The organism is Acidovorax sp. ACV02, assembly GCF_014851475.1.
Lineage (GTDB): Bacteria > Pseudomonadota > Gammaproteobacteria > Burkholderiales > Burkholderiaceae_C > Acidovorax > Acidovorax delafieldii.
In genome coordinates, this window is record NZ_JACUZU010000004.1 from 376,064 (window position 1) to 394,402 (window position 18,339).

At 67.3% G+C, this 18,339-nt stretch carries 19 protein-coding genes; 12 read left to right on the forward strand and 7 right to left on the reverse strand.

Translation table 11 applies throughout. The annotated features are described in order from the left end of the window. Positions 1 to 13: 13 nt before the first annotated feature. Complete coding sequence (locus tag IB236_RS12285; protein ID WP_108498747.1) at positions 14 to 1,213, forward strand: MFS transporter; 1,200 nt, start codon at positions 14 to 16, stop codon at positions 1,211 to 1,213. A 4-nt stretch (positions 1,214 to 1,217) separates the two neighbouring features. Here IB236_RS12285 and IB236_RS12290 read toward each other — a convergent pair whose 3' ends face one another. Then, the gene (locus tag IB236_RS12290; protein WP_192420990.1) at positions 1,218 to 1,892 is read right to left on the reverse strand and encodes a DNA-3-methyladenine glycosylase I; all 675 of its coding nucleotides are present in this window, start codon (positions 1,890 to 1,892) and stop codon (positions 1,218 to 1,220) included. Between the two features lie 82 nt (positions 1,893 to 1,974). On the opposite strand from IB236_RS12290, the gene IB236_RS12295 reads away from it, so the two are divergent. Genes IB236_RS12295 through IB236_RS12305 form a run of 3 tightly spaced genes read left to right on the forward strand, consistent with a single transcriptional unit; the run spans position 1,975 to position 4,260 of the window. Continuing rightward, on the forward strand, positions 1,975 to 3,147 hold the full coding sequence (locus IB236_RS12295; protein ID WP_192420991.1) for an aminopeptidase: 1,173 nt from the start codon (positions 1,975 to 1,977) through the stop codon (positions 3,145 to 3,147). After that, positions 3,140 to 3,547, forward strand: coding sequence for a polyhydroxyalkanoic acid system family protein (locus IB236_RS12300; RefSeq protein ID WP_192420992.1), 408 nt, complete (start codon positions 3,140 to 3,142; stop codon positions 3,545 to 3,547). Before IB236_RS12295 ends, IB236_RS12300 begins: the two co-directional genes overlap by 8 nt. A gap of 8 nt (positions 3,548 to 3,555) precedes the next feature. After that, on the forward strand, positions 3,556 to 4,260 hold the full coding sequence (locus IB236_RS12305) for a nitroreductase (protein WP_192420993.1): 705 nt from the start codon (positions 3,556 to 3,558) through the stop codon (positions 4,258 to 4,260). 21 nt (positions 4,261 to 4,281) lie between these two features. On the opposite strand, the gene IB236_RS12310 is transcribed toward IB236_RS12305, so the two are convergent. Beyond that, complete coding sequence (locus tag IB236_RS12310; protein WP_192420994.1) at positions 4,282 to 5,343, reverse strand: ornithine cyclodeaminase; 1,062 nt, start codon at positions 5,341 to 5,343, stop codon at positions 4,282 to 4,284. Positions 5,344 to 5,544: 201 nt separating this feature from the next. Here IB236_RS12310 and IB236_RS12315 point away from each other — a divergent pair, with 201 nt between their 5' ends. Further along, positions 5,545 to 6,465 (forward strand): hydroxymethylglutaryl-CoA lyase, encoded by a 921-nt coding sequence (locus IB236_RS12315; protein ID WP_192420995.1) that lies wholly within the window; start codon positions 5,545 to 5,547, stop codon positions 6,463 to 6,465. A gap of 65 nt (positions 6,466 to 6,530) precedes the next feature. Here the strand turns inward: IB236_RS12315 and IB236_RS12320 are convergent, their stop codons facing one another. Continuing rightward, a complete protein-coding gene (locus IB236_RS12320) occupies positions 6,531 to 6,785 on the reverse strand; it encodes an acyl-CoA-binding protein (RefSeq protein ID WP_056745710.1) in 255 nt (84 codons plus the stop codon). 149 nt (positions 6,786 to 6,934) lie between these two features. On the opposite strand from IB236_RS12320, the gene IB236_RS12325 reads away from it, so the two are divergent. Further along, complete coding sequence (locus IB236_RS12325) at positions 6,935 to 8,569, forward strand: wax ester/triacylglycerol synthase family O-acyltransferase (RefSeq protein WP_192420996.1); 1,635 nt, start codon at positions 6,935 to 6,937, stop codon at positions 8,567 to 8,569. Positions 8,570 to 8,601: 32 nt separating this feature from the next. Next, positions 8,602 to 9,159 (forward strand): DUF922 domain-containing protein, encoded by a 558-nt coding sequence (locus IB236_RS12330; RefSeq protein WP_192420997.1) that lies wholly within the window; start codon positions 8,602 to 8,604, stop codon positions 9,157 to 9,159. Between the two features lie 52 nt (positions 9,160 to 9,211). Here the strand turns inward: IB236_RS12330 and IB236_RS12335 are convergent, their stop codons facing one another. Beyond that, a complete protein-coding gene (locus tag IB236_RS12335) occupies positions 9,212 to 9,817 on the reverse strand; it encodes a TetR/AcrR family transcriptional regulator (protein WP_192420998.1) in 606 nt (201 codons plus the stop codon). 89 nt (positions 9,818 to 9,906) lie between these two features. On the opposite strand from IB236_RS12335, the gene IB236_RS12340 reads away from it, so the two are divergent. After that, positions 9,907 to 10,374, forward strand: coding sequence for a nuclear transport factor 2 family protein (locus IB236_RS12340; RefSeq protein ID WP_056059789.1), 468 nt, complete (start codon positions 9,907 to 9,909; stop codon positions 10,372 to 10,374). A 33-nt stretch (positions 10,375 to 10,407) separates the two neighbouring features. Here the strand turns inward: IB236_RS12340 and IB236_RS12345 are convergent, their stop codons facing one another. Continuing rightward, the gene (locus IB236_RS12345; protein WP_192420999.1) at positions 10,408 to 11,355 is read right to left on the reverse strand and encodes a LysR family transcriptional regulator; all 948 of its coding nucleotides are present in this window, start codon (positions 11,353 to 11,355) and stop codon (positions 10,408 to 10,410) included. Between the two features lie 119 nt (positions 11,356 to 11,474). On the opposite strand from IB236_RS12345, the gene IB236_RS12350 reads away from it, so the two are divergent. From IB236_RS12350 to IB236_RS12365, 4 genes are all read left to right on the forward strand, one after another. Continuing rightward, positions 11,475 to 12,413, forward strand: a complete 939-nt coding sequence (locus IB236_RS12350; RefSeq protein WP_192421000.1) for a dihydrodipicolinate synthase family protein — start codon at positions 11,475 to 11,477, stop codon at positions 12,411 to 12,413. Positions 12,414 to 12,494: 81 nt separating this feature from the next. Continuing rightward, the gene (locus IB236_RS12355; protein ID WP_192421001.1) at positions 12,495 to 13,457 is read left to right on the forward strand and encodes a tripartite tricarboxylate transporter substrate binding protein; all 963 of its coding nucleotides are present in this window, start codon (positions 12,495 to 12,497) and stop codon (positions 13,455 to 13,457) included. Continuing rightward, positions 13,447 to 14,145 (forward strand): SDR family oxidoreductase, encoded by a 699-nt coding sequence (locus tag IB236_RS12360; protein ID WP_192421002.1) that lies wholly within the window; start codon positions 13,447 to 13,449, stop codon positions 14,143 to 14,145. Before IB236_RS12355 ends, IB236_RS12360 begins: the two co-directional genes overlap by 11 nt. Before the next feature lie 52 nt (positions 14,146 to 14,197). Beyond that, positions 14,198 to 15,364 (forward strand): mandelate racemase/muconate lactonizing enzyme family protein, encoded by a 1,167-nt coding sequence (locus tag IB236_RS12365; protein ID WP_192421003.1) that lies wholly within the window; start codon positions 14,198 to 14,200, stop codon positions 15,362 to 15,364. Between the two features lie 60 nt (positions 15,365 to 15,424). Here IB236_RS12365 and IB236_RS12370 read toward each other — a convergent pair whose 3' ends face one another. After that, positions 15,425 to 17,068: a tannase/feruloyl esterase family alpha/beta hydrolase gene (locus IB236_RS12370; RefSeq protein WP_225581114.1), complete on the reverse strand. Its 1,644-nt coding sequence runs from the start codon at positions 17,066 to 17,068 to the stop codon at positions 15,425 to 15,427. Between the two features lie 186 nt (positions 17,069 to 17,254). Next, positions 17,255 to 18,229 carry a LuxR C-terminal-related transcriptional regulator gene (locus IB236_RS12375; RefSeq protein WP_192421004.1) on the reverse strand — a complete coding sequence of 325 codons (975 nt, stop codon included), beginning with the start codon at positions 18,227 to 18,229 and terminating at the stop codon, positions 17,255 to 17,257. Between the last annotated feature and the right edge of the window lie 110 nt (positions 18,230 to 18,339).

An 18,339-nucleotide genomic window follows, 5' to 3' on the forward strand; every position in this document is an offset into this window, starting at 1 on the left:
CCCACCGCGCGGCATGAGCGCCGCCTCGCAACGCTGGACCGTGGCGCGCCTGGGCACGGCCCAGACGCTGGCCTGGGCCTCGTCCTACTACCTGCCTGCCATGCTGGCCGCGCCCATGGCGCGCGACCTGGGTGTGGCCACCCCCACGGTGTTCGCGGCGTTTTCCGTGGCGCTCATCGTGTCGGCGCTGCTCGGGCCTTTCGCGGGCCGGGCCATCGACCGCCATGGCGGCCGCCCGGTGCTGGTGGGCACCAACCTGTTGTTTGCAGCTGCTCTGGTGGGCATGGCCCTGGCGCAAGGCCCGGTGGGCCTGTTTGCCGCGTGGGTGTTGATGGGCGTGGCCATGGGGTCGGGCCTGTACGAGGCGGCGTTTGCCACGCTGGTGCGGCTGTACGGCCAGGGCGCGCGCAGCGCCATCACCGGCATCACGCTGATCGCGGGGTTTGCCAGCACCGTGGGCTGGCCGCTGTCGGCCTGGATGGAGGTGCAGTGGGGTTGGCGCGGCGCGTGCGCGGGCTGGGCCGCATTGCACTTGCTGGTGGGCGTGCCGCTCAATGGCTGGCTGCCGCGCGCCGACGCCGCAGAAAAGGCCACCGAACCATCGACGGACGCCATCGCAGCGCCCACCACAGAACCGGCCGTATCCGCCCCGCCCACTCCAGCCCACCCGCTGCGCACCACCGTGCTGCTGTCCTTTGTGTTTGCGGTCACCTGGTTCGCCAGCACCGCCATGGCAGCCCACCTGCCGCGCCTGCTGCAGGCCAGTGGTACGTCGCTGCAGGCGGCAGTGGCACTGGCCGCGCTGGTGGGCCCGGCGCAGGTGGCGGCACGCCTGCTGGAGTTTGGTTTTCTGCGCCGCCTGCACCCGCTGCTATCGGCCCAGCTGGCTGCCGCCGCACACCCTGTGGGCGCGGGCCTGCTGATGGTACTGGGCGGGCCTGCGGCAGCGGTGTTCACCGTGCTGCACGGGGCAGGCAACGGCATCCTGACCATTGCCAAGGGCACGCTGCCACTGGTGCTGTTTGGGCCAGCAGGCTACGGCGCGCGCCAGGGCCTGATGATGGTGCCCGCCCGCGTAGCGCAGGCATTTGCGCCGGTGCTGTTTGGCATGCTGCTGGACCGCGCCGGGGCAGCGGCCCTGTGGCTCACCACAATGCTGGGGCTGGCCGCGTTGGGAGCGCTGTGGCTGCTGCGTCCCGTGGCGCGGGCCTGAATGATCAACCGCGCGGCACCACAAACGCCTTGCGCGCAGCGAGCGCTGCGGGGCGCGAGTGGCAGCCTTCCAGGTGGTCATTGACCAGCCCCATCGCCTGCATGAAGGCGTACACCGTGGTGGGGCCCACAAAACTCCAGCCACGTTTCTTGAGGTCCTTGGACATGGCAATCGACGCGGGCGACGTGGACAGGGTGCGCGCCACCTCGCGCGTGAGGCGCTCGGGCCGGTCGGTGGCAGCGGGCTCGTAGCGCCAAGCGTAGTGCGCGAGCGAACCAAACTCGCGCCGCAGCTCCAGCACGCGGTGCGCATTGTTGATGGTGGACTCGATCTTTCCGCGGTGGCGCACGATGGCCGCGTCCTGCACCAGGCGCTCGACCTCGGCCGGGCCGAAGGCCGCGACCTGCTCGGCGTCGAAGTTCGCGAACGCGGCACGAAAGCCCTCGCGCTTGTTCAGGATGGTGAGCCAGCTCAGGCCCGATTGAAAACCCTCCAGGCAGATCTTCTCGAACAGCCTGCGGTCGTCGGCCACTGGAAAGCCCCACTCGGTGTCGTGGTAGTGGCGGTACAGCGGCGTGGACTGGCACCAAGTGCAGCGCGGGCAACCGGCTTCGTCAGCAAACAGGCCGTCGGCCAGTGCGGGTGGGCCAGCAGGATCGGGAGCGGTCAAAGGGATCATGCGCGGCATTCTAGAAAGCGCAACAGCCAGGCTGCTGACAGGGCGAGCGCAAAGGGTTCAATCTGCCCATAAACTGCGCTGCATGCGCCAGCCACTTTCCCGCCTGCGGGCCACTTGCAGCCTGATGTTTTGCCTGGTGCTGGTCGGCTGCGCCAGCACCACCGGTCCCTCCAACGCGCTGGGCTACTACTGGCAATCGCTGCGCGGGCACATGCAGATCATGCATGCCGCAGAACCGATTGACGAATGGGTGGCGCGCAAGGACATCTCGCCCGCCCTGCGCGAGCAGCTGCAGCTGGCGCAACGTGCGCGGGCTTTTGCGGTGGCGGAACTCGGCCTGCCCGACAACGCCAGCTACCGCCGCTATGCCGACCTGAAGCGCCCCGCCGCCGTGTGGAATGTGGTCGCCGCGCCGCCCTATTCGCTGACGCTACACACCTGGTGCTTTCCGGTCACGGGCTGCATCGGCTACCGGGGCTATTTCACCGAGGCTGCGGCACAGGCCGAGGCCGCCGAGCTGGCCGCACAGGGCCTGGAGGTGGAGGTGTACGGCGTGCCCGCCTACTCCACGCTGGGCTACATGAACTGGGCGGGCGGCGACCCGCTGCTGTCCACCTTCATCGCCTGGCCCGAGGGCGACTTTGTGCGCCTGCTGTTCCACGAGCTGGCGCACCAGGTGGTCTATGCCGAGAACGACACCTTGTTCAACGAATCCTTTGCCACGGCGGTGGAACGCATTGGCGTGGCGCGGTGGCTGGCCACGCAGTCCACGCCCGCCGCGCGCGAGGCCTACGCCACCAGCGAAGCGCGGCGCAGCGCCTTCCGCATGCTCACCCGGGCCACGCGCACCCGCCTGGCGGCCATTTATGAGCAAAAGGAGCTTCAAGCGCTAGAAGATCATGCCTTAATTGCTATGAAAAGAGAAGCAATGCAAGCATTTCGCGACGACTATGCCGCACTGCGCGCACGCTGGCTGGACGCGCCCGGCGGGACGCCCCCCCGAGCCACCACAGCCCAGGTGGCGGGCTACGACCGCTGGGTGGCCCAGGCCAACAACGCCAGTTTTGCCGCCCAGGCCGCCTACGACGAACTGGTGCCCGCGTTCGAGGCCTTGTTTGAACGCGAGGGGCGCAACTGGCCCCGGTTTTATGATGCCGTACGACAACTGACGCAGCAGCCCCAGCCCGAGCGGCACGACACACTGCGCGCCCTTTTACCTGACCCCCAACACCTCAAGGAGACAGCCGGTGCCTGACATTCATATCCACCGCGAACACCACCTGGGTTTCAAGGAAGCCCGCAAGGTCGCCTTCTCCTGGGCCGAGAAGGCCGAAGAAAAATTCGACATGGAATGCACCTACGAAGAGGGCGACAAGGAAGACCTGCTCACCTTCACCCGCTCGGGCGTCAAGGGCACGCTGCTGGTGGATGCGCACCAGTTCGAGATGAAGGCACAGCTCGGCTTTCTGTTCGGCGCGTTCAAGGACCGCATCGAGGCCGAGATTGGCGAACAGCTGGATGCACTGCTCAATGCACCGCACCCCAGTGCCAAGAAGCCAGCGGCCGACAAGAAGAAAGCGGCGGCAGACGCGGATGCTGACAAGCCGGCCCCCAAGGCAGCGGCCAAGCCTGCCACCAAGGCCAAGAAGGCCTAGCCACCGCCATGACATCCACCGCGAGCGAGACCGCCGCCCACAGCCCGGCGTTTGACACCCTCTCCACGCTGCTCCACACCCGCTACAGCTGCCGCGCTTTTCTGCCCGAGCCGTTGCCGCGCGGCACCATCGAAGCCATCCGGGCCACCGCGCAGCGCACAGCATCGTGGTGCAACGCGCAGCCCTGGCAGCTCACCATAGCCAGCGGCGCCACGCTGGAGCGCCTGCGCAGCGCACTGCAGTCGCACGTGACCACCGCAGCCCCCAATCCCGACCTGCCCTGGCCCCGCGAATACCGGGGCGTGTACCAGGAACGGCGGCGCGAATGCGGCTGGGGCCTGTACGAAGCCCTGGGCATTGCCAAGGGTGACCGCGAAGCCTCGGCCCGCCAAGCGGCGCAGAACTTCACGATGTTCGGCGCACCGCATGTGGCCATCGTCACCAGCGACGAGGCACTGGGCGTCTATGGTGCGGTGGACTGTGGCGCCTATGTGAGCAACTTCATGCTGGCCGCGCACAGCCTGGGCGTGGGCTCCATCGCACAGGCGGCGCTGGCGTCCTACCCCGGCGTGCTGCGCGAGGTGCTGGGCATTGGCGACGACCGCAGCATCGTCTGCGGCATCTCCTTTGGCATGGCGGACCCGGCCCACCCGGCCAACCATTTCCGCACCACACGCGCCGACTCCGCCAGCAGCGTGGTCTGGAGGGACTGAGAAGGGGTGACCGGACAGGCGTCAGGCCACAGCGCGCAGCAGGGGGTTGTGCGTGCGCAGCAGCCCAAACAGGTTCTTGGGGTCTGACAGCTGGGGGATGAGTTCGATGGGCTGGCCCATGCCCAGCTCGGCGGCCGTATCGCGCAAGAAGCGCAGCGCAGAAAAGTCCTCCAGCGCAAAGCCTACGGAGTCAAACACCGTTATTGCGGCATCGCTGGCCCGGCCGGTGTGTTGGCCTGCCAGCACTTCCCACAGCTCGGTCACGCCAAAGTCGGCAGGCAGCTGCTGGATGTCGCCTTCAATGCGCGTCTGCGGCGCGTATTCCACAAACACCTGGGCCTGGCGCAGCACGTCGGCATGCAGCTCGGTCTTGCCGGGGCAGTCGCCCCCCACGGCGTTGATGTGCATGCCGATCGCCAGCATGCCGGGCGTGAGGATGGTGGCGTTGGTCTTGTCGGCCGTGACCGTGGTCACAACGTCGGCGCCGCGCACGGCCTCGGCCGTGCTGTTGCAGGCCACGGTGCGCAGGCCTGTGCCTTGCAGGTTAGCCTGCAGCTTGGCGGTGGCGGCCGGGTCGGTATCGAACAGCCGCAGCGTGGTGATGCCCAGCAGGTGGTGAAACGCCAGCGCCTGGAACTCGCTTTGGGCGCCGTTGCCGATCAGCGCCATGGTGCGGCTGTCAGGCCGCGCCAGGGCGCGGGCGGCCACGGCCGACATGGCGGCGGTGCGCAGGGCGGTGGTGAGCGTGAGTTCGCTCAGCAGCAGCGGCGCGCCGGTGGCCACATCGGCCAGCACGCCAAACGCCATCACCGTAGGCAGGCCCCAGCGCGTGTTCTTGGGATGGCCGTTGACGTACTTGAACGCATAGGTCTGGTCATCGGCAATGGGCATGAGTTCGATCACGCCGTCGCGCGAGTGGCTGGCCACACGTGCGGATTTGTCGAACGCGCCCCAGCGCAGAAAGTCGGCCAGGATGTAGTCGGCAACGCCGCGCAGGCAGGCCTCGACGCCCTTGCGCTGCACCATGTCGATGACATCGGTGGCACTGAGGTAGCGGGTGGAAAAAGGATGGTGTGAGGGCATGGCGCTTGTCTCCGAATGGGAATGGATACGGCTCCAAGCAGTGTCCCGAAGTGCCAAAACAATGGGAATCGCCCAATCTGCTGCATATTGCTGGGCTGTTTGCCGGTATGGCATCACAAATTGCCACTTTGTTCAAAACCCCCAGAGCACCTTCTGGCAGCGCCAGCGCGCTATCCTCGGCGGCATCCTCCGTCCAGCACCATGACGCAACCCCAAGTACTCATCAGCGAAGTCGGCCCGCGCGATGGCCTGCAGTCCGTCAAAGCCACCATGTCCACGGCCGACAAGTTGCGCTGGATCGACGCCCTGGTGGCGGCCGGCCTGCGCGAGATCGAAGTCGGCTCCTTCGTGCCCGCCCGCCTGCTGCCCCAGATGGCCGATGTGGCCGAAGTGGTGCAGCACGCGCTCACCCACCCTGGCATCACCGTGATGGCCCTGGCCCCCAACCTGCGCGGCGCCGAGGCGGCGCTGGCAGCAGGGGTGCACAAGGTCACCCTGCCGGTATCGGCCAGTGCTGCCCATTCGCTGGCCAATGTGCGCAAGACGCGCGAGTCCATGGTCGAGGAGGTGCGCGCCGTGGCACAGCTGCGTGATGAGTTAGCGCCCGGCGTGCTGGTGGAGGTGGGGTTGTCCACCGCCTTTGGCTGCACGCTGCAGGGCGTGGTGCCCGAGGACGATGTGATCTGGCTCGCAGTCTTGTGCGCCGAGGCCGGTTCCGACGAGGTGGGCCTGTCGGACACCACCGGCATGGCCAACCCGGCGCAGGTGCGCCGCCTGTTCACGCGCCTGCGCGCCGAGCTGGGTGCCAAGGCCGGTGCTGCCCACATGCACAACACCCGCGGGCTGGGGCTGGCCAACTGCCTAGCGGCCTACGACGTAGGCGTGCGCACCTTTGATGCGTCGCTGGGCGGCCTGGGCGGTTGCCCCTATGCACCAGGCGCATCGGGCAACGTGGTGACCGAAGACCTGGTGTTCATGTTCGAAGCCATGGGCATTGCCACGGGGGTGGACCTGGAGCGCCTGATGGCCGCCCGCGTGCCGCTGCAGGCGGGGCTGCCGGGCGAGGCGGTCTACGGCATGACGCCGGAAGCCGGGCTGCCCAAGGGGTGGGTCCAGCGTTAGGCGCCTCTGCCCCCAAAGAAAAAGGCGACCAAGGTCGCCTTTTTCTTTGGGGGGTCACCGCCGTATCAGCTCAGCGAGGTGATCAGGTCCACATACAGTTGCTTGGCCTCGTCGGCACCCGTGCCCTTGAGCTTTTCCCAGGCGTCCCACTTGGCACGGCCCACCATGTCGGAGAAGCTGGGCTTCTTCTCGGTGTTGTCGCCGGCGGTGGCTTGCTTGTACAGCGCGTAGATCTTGAGCAGCGTGGCGTTGTCGGGACGCTCGCTCAGGTTCTTGGAATTGGCCACGGCGGCTTCGAAGGTGGCATTGAGGTCGGCCATGTCGGTGTGCTCCTTGGGATGTGTGGGGGGAGGGAAAGAACGGTGTCGGCAAGGGTTTGCTGCGTTGTATCTTACGGGCTGAGCACGGCCCGGGGCCGCTCAATCCATAGAGGCAAGCCCCCAAAAATCAAACAATAGGTGTACATCTGATGGTGACCCGCATTCCAGCCCCCCGCAAAGCTGCCCCCGGCCGCAGCACGAGCCCCCTGCGCACCATGCGCGACCAGGCGCCTGAGGTGGCACGCAAGGCCGCCCAGGCCCTGCCCCCCGCAGCCCGCAAGGCCGCCACCGTGGTGCAGAAGAACGTGCGCCGCGCGGCCACCGGCATGCTGGGCCTGTCGGGCGAACGCATGAGCAAGGTCGATACCGCCTGGCTGCGCATGGATTCGCACAGCAACCTGATGATGATCAACGGCGTGTGGACCCTGTCACCCGGCATCACCTGGGAGGCCTTGTGCGAACGCGTACAGCAGCGCCTGCTGCAGTACCCGCGCTTTCGCCAGCGGGTGGTGGAAGATGCCGCAGGCGCCACCTGGGTGGAGGACCGCAACTTCGACATCGCTGCGCATGTGCTGCGCGAAAAGCTGCCCCACCGCACAGGCCACAGCATGCAGCGCGCACTACAGGACCGCGTGGGCGAGCTCGCCATGCAGCCGCTCGATACACGCCGCCCGCTGTGGCAAATGCACCTGATCGAAGACTTTGTGGGTGATGACGGCGCGAAAGGCAGCGCGCTCATCGTGCGCATCCACCACTGCATTGCCGACGGCATTGCACTCATCTCGGTGACCATGTCGCTGGTGGACGGCGGCTCGGAGCCCCCCAAGCGCAAGGCGCGGGCAGACAAGGAAGCCGCCACCGCCGAGGACTGGATCGCCGACGCACTCATCAAGCCCTTCACCGGCCTCACCGTCAAGGCCCTGGACCTGGCGGGCGACAGCGCCGCCAAGTCGTTGCAGATGCTGGGAGACCCGGAAAAGGCCATGCACCACGGGCTGACCGGCACCATGGACATGGCCCGCATGGCCTACCAGCTCGTCAGCGATGCGGCGGCATTGGCGCTGATGCCTGACGACTCCCCCACGCGCCTGAAAGGCCAGCCCGGCAGCGCCAAGCGTGTGGCCTGGTGCCCGCCGATTCCGCTCGAAGAGGTCAAGGCCATTGGCAAAGCACTCAACTGCTCCATCAACGATGTGCTGCTGTCGTGTGTGGCGGGCGCCATCGGCGGCTACCTGCGCAGCCAGGGGGACGACCCTACGGGCCAGGAGATCCGCGCCATGATCCCGGTGAATCTGCGCCCCATGGAAGAGGCCTGGAAGCTGGGCAACCGCTTTGGCTTGGTGCCGCTGGTGCTGCCGATTGGCGTGGCCAACCCTGTCGAGCGCGTGTACGAAGTGCGCAAGCGCATGAATGCGCTCAAAGGCAGCACCCAGCCCATCCTGGCGTTTGCCATGCTCGCCGTGGCAGGCCTGATGATCAAGCCCGCACAGGACGCACTGCTCAACCTGTTTGGCCGCAAGACCACGGCGGTGATGACCAACGTGCCCGGCCCCAAGGAGCAGCTCACGCTGTGCGGTGCACGCGTCACGCAGTGCATGTTCTGGGTGCCGCAGTCGGGTGACATCGGCCTGGGGGTCTCCATCCTCAGCTACGGCGGCGGCGTACAGTTTGGCGTGATCACCGACACCACCCTGTGCCCCGAGCCGCAGCAGATCATTGATGCCTTTGCGCCCGAGTTTGACCAGCTGTCGCTGCTCACGCTGATGCTGCCGTGGGGCGACTGAACGCATCTGCGTTGCAAGAGCCACCACCCTGCGTGCGTCTCGGGTGGGTGGTGGCCTTGCTGCTGTCTGCGGGTGGGGCACACGCGGCCGTGGAGGAAGAAAGCACCCAGCGGCCCTACGTGGTGCGCGCCCAGCCCGGAGAGACACTGCGCGATGCCCTGCATGCTGCAACCCCCATTTCGGTGGGTGGACAGCGCTTTCATGGCTACACCCGCTGGAACGTGCGCTGGACCTTCCGCTGGTGGCGCGAAGCCTCGGGCCGCTGTGCGATCACCGAAGTCAACACCCGGCTGCGCACCGAAGTGCAGCTGCCCGACCTGCAGGCCGCCAGCCCGGCGCAGCAGGCGGTTTTTGACCGGTATGTGCAGGCGCTGTCCCACCACGAGCAAGGCCATGTGCAGATCGGGCGCGACGCAGCGCAGGCCATTGACCAGGCCATCCGCCAGATGCCCGCAGCGTCCGACTGCGCCACGCTGGAGCGCGAAGCCAATGCCCTGGGCCACCGGCTGCTGCAGGACCACGTGGCACGCGAGAAGCAGTACGACCAGCGCACCCGCCACGGTGCCACACAAGGCGCACGGCTGGACTGACCATGCGGGTGGCCGCCAGAAACGTTCCCATCTTTCCTATCGACCGACAGGCTCACCCCTTGCGCTGAGGAGGCGCAACCAGCGCATCCGTCAGGCGGGACACTGCGGCCACCACCGCGGCGACAGGTTCGCCCATCTGCGCACGCACGATGGCGCCCTCCACCACCAGGGTGAGCGCCTGCGCGTCCTGCGCACGGTGGGAAGGCGCTGGCAACAAGGCAGCCAGCAACGCCGTCATGTCGCGCTTGTGGCGCTGCGCAATCTCCAGCACCTCCGGCACGGTGTCTCCCAGCTCGCTCACGCTGTTGATGAAGGCACAGCCCCGAAAGTGCTTGCTGCCCAACCATTCCGCCAGGGCAGGCGCCAATGCCCGCGTGCGATCCGCCCCTGAGGGCAGCGCGTGCGCATGGCGCTGCAGCGCGTCGGCGAACCAGCCCATCCAGCCCGCGTGCCGGTACTCCAGATACGCACAGATGAGCGCATTCTTGCTCGGGAAATGCCGGTAGAAGGTCACCTTGGTCACGCCAGACTCCGCAATCACCCGGTCGATGCCCGTGGCGCGGATGCCATCCCGGTAGAACAGCGCGTGCGCCGTGTGCAGCAGGCGGTCTCGGGCGGGCAGGTCTTGCCAGCCGACAGGGAGAGGATCAAAGGTCATTCGCTCATTGTAGACAAGTCTGTCTACATGGCTTTATGATGGCACGTAGACAGATCTGTCTACATCAACCCTTCACCGTCGAGGTTCCCATGGAAACACGCCCGCCTTTGCCCCCCTTTACCCAACACACCGCCGTCCAGAAAGTGCGCCTGGCCGAAGACGGCTGGAACTCGCGCGACCCTGCCCGCGTGGCCCTGGCCTACACCGAGGACACGCGCTGGCGCAACCGCGCCGAGTTCCCCGTGGGCCGCGAGGCCGCCCGGCAGCTGCTGGAGCGCAAGTGGGCACGCGAACTGGACTACCGCCTCATCAAGGAGCTGTGGGCGTTCAGCGGCCACCGCATCGCCGTGCGGTTTGCCTACGAATGGCATGACGACGCAGGCCAGTGGTACCGCAGCTACGGCAACGAGAACTGGGAGTTCAACGACGCAGGCCTGATGGCCGTGCGCCACGCCAGCATCAACGACCGCCCCATCCAGGCCGCAGACCGGCTGTTCTTCTGGCCGCTGGGGCGCCGACCGGACGACCATCCGGGGCTGAGCGACCTGGGCCTTTAAGAATCGGCTGCCAGCCAGGGGAACGGCAAGCGCTCAGGCCAGCGGTGCCACCTGCGCCACCGCCAGTTCCCACAAGGACTCGGCCACCGGCGACATCTCGGCACGCTGGCGGTACAGGCGGATCTGCACCGGCACGTTCCAGTCGGCGCCCCCGGCAGCCACCAGCGTGCCGGCGCGCAACTCGTCGGCAATCAGGCTTTCGGGCAGCCAGGCCACGCCCCGCCCTTCCTGGGCAAGAGTCTTGAGCAACACCGCGTGGTGCGCGGTGAACACCACCGCCACCGGGCCGTCAGCACCGTCAGCGAACACCCCGCGCATGCGGGCCCGCATGATGCGGCCCAGGCCCGACGCCTCGCTGTAGGCCAGCACGGGCACCGGGGCCTGCTGGCCCAGCGCATGCATCGGCTGGCCTGCTGCGCCGCCGGGCTGTGGCGCACTGACTGGCAGCAGCCGGTCGTCCGCCAGGCGGCACATGGGGTACTGCGCCTCGTCCAGGCGCCCCGGCACCTCGGCGTGGCCATGGCACAGCACAAACTGCACACGCCGCTGGAGCATCAGGTCTTCGCAGGCCTGCGAGCTGTCGGACATGGTCTGGATGGGCCCCAGCCGCAGGCGCGCCTCCATGCCCACCAGCCAGCGCGGAAAAAACGTGAGCGAGAGCACGTGCGTGGCCGCAAAGCGCAGACTGGCAGCCGCCAGGTCGTGTGCAGCGCGGGCCTTGATGCGCGCGGCCTCCAGATTGGCCAGGATGGTTTCGAGCAGCGGCAGAAAGCGCTGGCCTGCCGCCGTGAGCGCCGCAGGATGGGCACTGCGGTCGAACAGCTCCACGCCCACCCAGTCTTCCAGTGCGCGGATATGGCGGCTGAAGGCGGGCTGGGCAATGGCGCGGGCCTCCGCCGCGCGCGAGAAATTGCCCGTCTCGGCCAGAGCTAGGAAATCCTCCAGCCATTCCAGGTCCAGGGGTCGGTTGCCGGGTCCCATGTGTCTCCGCGATGGATCGATAGATAGTTGTATGCGATTCGAGTATTGGACCGCTGCAGCATGGCGCGGAATGATCCACCCCGTTGTTCACCAGCTTTTCCCAACGGAGACAAGAAAGCATGCCTGCCATCTCGAATTATCGCGGGATCATCCCCGCCATCTCGTGCCCCTTCACCCCCGACCACCGCATCGACGAGCCCGCGCTGCGCAAGCTCGCCGCCTGGCTGGCAGGCCACGACGGCGTGGTGGCCGTCATGACCAACGGCCACACCGGCGAGGTGTTCTCCCTCACACCGGCTGAACGCGCCAAGGTCACCCGCATCGTGGCCGACGAACTCAAGGGGCGCATGCCTGTCATTTCGTCCATCGTCTGCGAAGGCCTGGCCGACGCGGCCGACCATGCCCGCGCTGCCGTCGAGGCTGGTGCCGTGGCGCTGGACGTGATGCCCCCGCACCACTGGCTGCGCTTTGGCTTCACGCCCGGCCATGCACTGCAGTACTTCGAGGCCATCCACAAGGCGGCGCCCAACGCCGATCTGGTCTGCCACGTCTACCCGGCCTGGACGCGTGCCTCTTACTCGTCGCAGCTGCTGGCCGACCTGGCCCGGCTGCCCTACCTGCAGGCCTTCAAGGTGGGCCAGCGCGACATGAACAAGTACGCCCGCGACATCCAGGCGATCCGCGAGGCCGACGCGTCCAAGGCCATCCTGACCTGCCACGACGAGTACCTGCTGGCCTCGATGGTGCAGGGCGTGGACGGCGCGCTGGTGGGCTTTGCCACCTTCATCCCCCAGCTCATCATCGATCTGTGGAATGCGGTGAAGGCCGGCGACTTGAAGAAAGCCATGGCCGTGCAGGCCGTCATCACGCCCCTGAAGGACGCGGTGTACGGCGGCGGCGAGCCCACCGGCGAGGCCCACGCCCGCATGAAGGGTGGCATGTACCTGGCAGGCGTGATCGACGACGCCACCGTGCGCCCACCGACCGAGGCGCCCAACGCCACGGAAGTCGAAGCGCTGCGCGCTGCAGTCAAGCAGGCCGGCCTGCTCAAGCGCTGAGCGGTCCCTGCGAGGCGCGGGGGATTTTGAGTCCCCCGCGCCTCATTGCACACAAGAAAACCGACAAGGAGACAAGACACCATGCAACGCCACCTTTTCCTCCGCGCCGCCCTGGGTGTAGCCACACTCGCGATGGCGGCCAGCAGCTTTGCGCAGGCTTACCCCGCCAAGCCCATCCGGATGGTCATCCCCTTTCCGCCAGGCGGCACGCTCGACACCGTGGGCCGCATGCTCGCGCAAAAGCTGGGCGACCAGATGGGCCAGAACTTCATCGTCGAGAACAAGGCGGGCGGCAACGGCGTGATTGGCGGCGACGTGGTGGCCAAGGCCCCGGCGGACGGCTACACGCTGCTGTTCAACGCATCCACCTTCACCACTGCGCCCATGACCATGAAGTCCGTGCCCTACGGCGTGGTCAAGGACTTCACGCCCGTGGCGCTGGTGGCCAAGGCCCCGCTGTCGGTGGCCATCAACAAGAACCTGCCGGTCACCGACATCAAGTCGCTGATGGCCTACGCCAAAGCCAACCCCGGCAAGATGACCTTCGCCGTGGGTTCCATCGGGTCGGCCGGGCACCTCTCGACCGAACTGCTCAAGCGCGCAGGCAACCTCGACTACCTGATCGTGCCCTACAAGGGCACGGCGCCTGCGTTTCAGGACCTGATCGGCGGACAGATCGACGGGTTCATCGATCCGATCCTGGGGTCTCTGCAGTACCACAAGAGCGGCATGCTGCGCGTGGTGGCCGTCACCTCCGCCCAGCGCGCCGCGAGCTTGCCCGACGTGCCCACGGTGGGCGAGACGATTCCGGGCTACGAGTTCTACAGCTGGTATGGCCTGTGGGGTCCGGCCAAGCTGCCGGCCGACATCACCCAGCGGCTGAACACCGAGGTGAACAAGGCCCTGGCCGAGATGACGCCCAAGCTCAAAGAGCAAGGGCTGCTGACCACACCGGGCAGCGTGGAGGATTTTGCGAAGTTCCAGCGCAGCGACATGGAGCGCTCGCAGAAGATCGTCACCGAAGGGAACATCCGTGTCGAGTAATGCCCGCCACGCCATCGTCACCGGCAGCAGCAGCGGCATAGGCCGCAGCATCGCCGAGTCGCTGCTGGCCGTCGGCTGGCGCGTGACGGGCCTGGATGTGGCCCAGCCGACGGTCGTTCACCCCTCGTTCACCCATACACCGGTCAACCTGGCCGATGGTGCCGATATCGCCCGCGTGGCCGCTGCACTGCCCGGCGTGGACGCGCTGGTCCATGCGGCCGGCGTGCTGCGCGTGGGGCCGCTGGGCCAGCTCGACCATGCGGGCGGCGAGCTGATGTGGCGCCTGCATGTGGATGCCGCCACCCGGCTGGCCGATGCCATAGTGCCCGACATGGCCCAGCGCGGTCAGGGGCGCGTGGTGTTCATTGGCAGCCGCGTGGCGCAGGGCATGGCCGGGCGCGGTCAGTACGCCGCGACCAAGGCCGCGCTGATTGCACTGGCGCGCAGCTGGGCCGCCGAGGTGGCCGCGCAGGGCGTGACGGTGAATGTCGTCTCGCCCGCAGCCACCGCCACCGGCATGCTGAACGACCCCGCCCGCCAGGGCAGTGCACCGCGCCTGCCGCCCATCGGCCGCCTGATCGAGCCTGCCGAGATTGCCGCACTGGTGGGCTTTCTTCTGTCTGAATCTGCCGCCGCCATCACGGGGCAGGACATCGCGATCTGCGGGGGCTCTTCGCTCGCCCGCTGATCTTTCCTTTTGATCCCGCACCTTTCCCTCTTTGCCAACCAACGCGACCACCATGAAGATCGTCAACATCCTCGAATCGACCCGTCCCATCAAGTCGGACATCCGCAACGCCTACATCGACTTCTCGAAGATGACGCTGAGCCTCGTGGCCGTGGTCACCGACGTGATCCGCGATGGCAAGCCGGTGATCGGCTACGGCTTCAACTCCAACGGCCGCTACGGCCAGGGTGCGCTGATGCGCGACCGTTTCATCCCGCGCGTGCTGGAGGCCGAACCCGCCAGCCTGCTGGATGAGACCGGTGAGAACCTCGACCCGCACAAGGTCTGGGCCCGCATGATGATCAACGAAAAACCCGGCGGCCACGGCGAGCGCTCGGTGGCCGTGGGCACCATCGACATGGCGGTGTGGGACGCCACGGCCAAGATTGCAGGCAAGCCGCTGTACCAGTTGCTGGCCGAGCGCTACGGCAGCGGAACGCCCAACCCGCGCGTGTTTGTCTACGCCGCCGGCGGCTACTACTACCCCGGCAAGGGGCTCGACGGCCTCAAGAAGGAAATGGAAAGCTACCTGGGGCGCGGTTACTCGGTGGTCAAGATGAAGATCGGCGGTGCCACGCTGGCCGAAGACTGCGAGCGCATCGAGTCAGTGCTCAAGATCCTGGGCCCGGGCCAGCAACTGGCAGTGGACGCCAACGGCCGCTTCGACCTGAAGACCGCCATCGAGTACGGCAAGGCCCTGTCGCAGTACCCGCTGTTCTGGTACGAAGAAGCGGGCGACCCGCTGGACTACGAGCTGCAGGCGAAGCTGGGCGAGGTTTACAAGGGCCCGATGGCCACGGGCGAGAACCTGTTCTCGATGCAGGACGCGCGCAACCTGATCCGCCACGGCGGCATGCACAAGGACCGCGACTGGCTGCAGTTTGACTGCGCGCTCAGCTACGGCCTGGTGGAGTACCTGCGCACGCTCGACATGCTCAAGGAATACGGCTGGTCCCCCAGCCGCTGCATTCCACACGGGGGCCACCAGATGTCGCTGGCGATCGCGGCAGGCCTGGGCCTGGGCGGCAACGAGAGCTACCCCGATCTGTTCCAGCCCTACGGTGGCTTCCCCGATGGCGTGAAGGTCGAGAACGGCTACGTCACGCTGCCGCCGCTGCCGGGCATCGGCTTCGAAGGCAAGTCGGACCTGATCGCAGAGATGCGCGCGCTGGCATCCTGACGACTGGACACACAAAAAAGGCACGCCCAGGGGCGTGCCTTTTTGCATCCAGCACCGCGTTCAGGTCGCAGAGCAGGTAAAGCTCTCGGCCTTGGCCGGATCGCCCGTGCCGTTGTAGCGCGGGAACTTGGGGTACTCGCACACCGGGCGCTGGGCCACGGGGGTGCTGGTGCCGGGGGCGAACTTCGTGGCGACCAGCTTGTCAGGCGCCGCGCCCTTTTCCACCCAGGCGTCCATGGCGGCGAGCAGGTCGATGGAGCGCGGCTCGGTGCCTGCGCCGTCCAGGTCATGTCCGTTGGAGGGCGAGGTGACCATGCGCGCAAAGCCCTGCACCTTGCTGGCGCCCATGCGCTGCTTGACCGTGTCGAAATAGTCTGCCGTGCGGTACAGCGACACGCAGGTGTCGCCCAGACCGTACCAGATCAGCAGCTTGCCGCCGTTGTCGGCAAAGGCGGAGATGTCGGGGTCCGTGCCATCGATCATCTCGGCCAGCCGCGCGTACTGCGCCTGGTACTGCGTGGGGTCGTGGCTCAGGATGTTGGCGTTGGGGTTGCCCTCCACCAGGCGCGCGGCTTCCGTCACGGCCATGTGGTTGAACGAATCGGGCGCGTCAAAGCTGGTGCCGAACATGTACGACTGCCAGTCCGACGTGGACGCCCCGCCCCGGCCATAGCGCGGGTAGCCCACGGCACCGCGCGACAGGGTCACGGGTGTCTTGTGGTCGCTGTAGATGAGGCGGATGGATTCGATCTGGCCGGCCGTGAGGCAGCTGTCGTTGTCCGCACCCTGGCACAGCAGCTCGGTAGGCACGTAGTTGCACGCCTCGATGTTGCCGATGATGCCGTCCTTCAGGCCATCGAGGCCATCACACGCCGCCACCTCGGCCTTGGCATACAGCGCGATCTTGGCGGGGCTCATCCAGTTGTCGCGGCTCTTGAAGATGTGGCGCAGCACCGTGGGCCCCAGGTTGACCTGGTGCGCCTGCTGGCTGATGGCGGGCTCCATGGCCACCACACCGTCGTAGTCCTTGGGGTACTTCTGCGTGGAGATGAGCCCCGACCGACCGCCGTTGGAATGGCCCATGTGGTAGCGCCGCACGGGGCGCTTGCCATAGAACTCGGTGGCGATGGAAGTGCCCACCTCCAGCACGAAATGGTTGGCGTCGAACGCGTGGTTGCGCAGCGCCACGTCGCTCTTGCCCCAGGCAAAGCCGCGGATCTGGTGGCCGGAGTCGGAGCTGATCTTCACGTACGGGTTGGCCGACGGGCCCACCAGCTGCTGGTACCACGGGTCGTCGGTGGGGATGAAGCCGTCAAAGCCGCCACCACCAATGGTCAGCGTCTTGCCGTTCCACTGGGTCAGTGTGGGCAGCTCCACCGCCCAGTTGATGGTGGACTCGGGCGACGAGACGATCTGCCCGCGCACGATGCACACGTCGGGCAACGTGCCCTCGGCCTTGCGCAGCTCGGTACGGGTGACCTTGGCGCCATGGGGCAAGGCGGTGGATGCGTAGGCGGCGCAGGCCTCAGCCAGGGGCTTGCTGGCCAGCGGGGGATTGGCGTCGCTGCTGCCGCCGCCGCAGGCGGTCAGGGCCAGGGCTGCCACAGCACCCAGGGTGCAGGCAGCGGTCCATCGCCCTGCGCGTGCCAGGGGGTGAGGGTGGCGTCGGGGCGCCACGGCGAAGGGGTGGGGGTTCGGGAACATGCAAGGGTCTCCTGTTATGGCGGTTCTTCAGGAGCCCAGGCCGGGCGGCGGCATGACCGGCACCAGCGACTGGACTCCGGTGCGGACGATAGGAAAAGGCGGCGTGGTTGCAGCCTCTGCAAATGCAGAGGGAGCGGGAAACTACCGAGCCCTGCAAACTCGCGCGTAGCGCCCCGCCGCCGATCGCTACTGGTGGCGCAGCGCGGCCACCAGCTCCAGCTTGTTGCTCACGCCCAGCGCGGCATAGGCCGTGCGCAGGTAGGTGCGCACCGTGGCGGGCGTGAGGCCCAGCGTGGCCGCAATGTCCTTGTGCGAGCGGCCCTGGGCGTACAGCATGGCGGCGCTCAGCTCGCGCGGTGCCAGGGCTTGCTTGTGCTGGCGCGACGCCAGGCTCACGGCCACCAGTGGCCCGCAGGGCTCCAAGCGCAGGCGGCAGGCCTTGCCCACCGACAGGGTGCAGGGCGCGCCCGCCAGCGCCTGTGCCACCACCGGCGGCAGGTGGGTGCCGTGCCAGCCGGGGCTGGCTTCGCCCAACGCCCGGCTGATGCGCAGCCCGGCAAACAGCAGTTCGCCCGACGGCCGGGCCAGGGCAAAGCTGTCCCAGGGGCGGCCGGGTGTATCGCTTTGCAGGCGCTGCAGACGGTAGTGCCATTGCTGCAGCAGGTGCAGGACGAATTCACCGAACAGCACGGTCTCTCCGTCCGAGAATTCCGGCCGCGTTGGCGGGCGGTAGATGGAGACAAAAAACATGAGCCCGCTGTGGGGCAGCTCGGCCGTGAGGGCCATGCAGTGGTACAGGCCGTGGCGCTGGCTGAAGGCGGCCACCTCCGGGTGCTCGGGTAACGGGCCCACCACGTCACGCTCACGGATCACCACCCCCAGCTGCTGCATGGACTGCAGCCCAAACAGGTCCACCGCCGCCAGCGCATTCCACTCCTCGGCAAAGCTGCGGCTCAGGCCAATGCTGCCGTGCAGCCAGTTGCGGGGTGCCACCTGCACATCGCCCGCCGAGACCTCGCCCCACCAGGCGGAATCAAAAGGCACCAGCCCCTGCAAGGTCTGCATGGCCTGCTGCAGCAAGTCCTGCGGGGCCACCTGCTGGGCTTGCTCCGACAGCCGGAGCAGGCAGCGGCTCAGCGCGCGCAGAGGGTCAGAGGCCATGGTGTCTCCTGGTTTTTGGGGCGATGGTAGCCGCCCCACGGTGGCAACCCCAACGCTCCTGAACCCGTACTACCCGCCAAACCCCTGCGCACCCACTACCATATTGATAG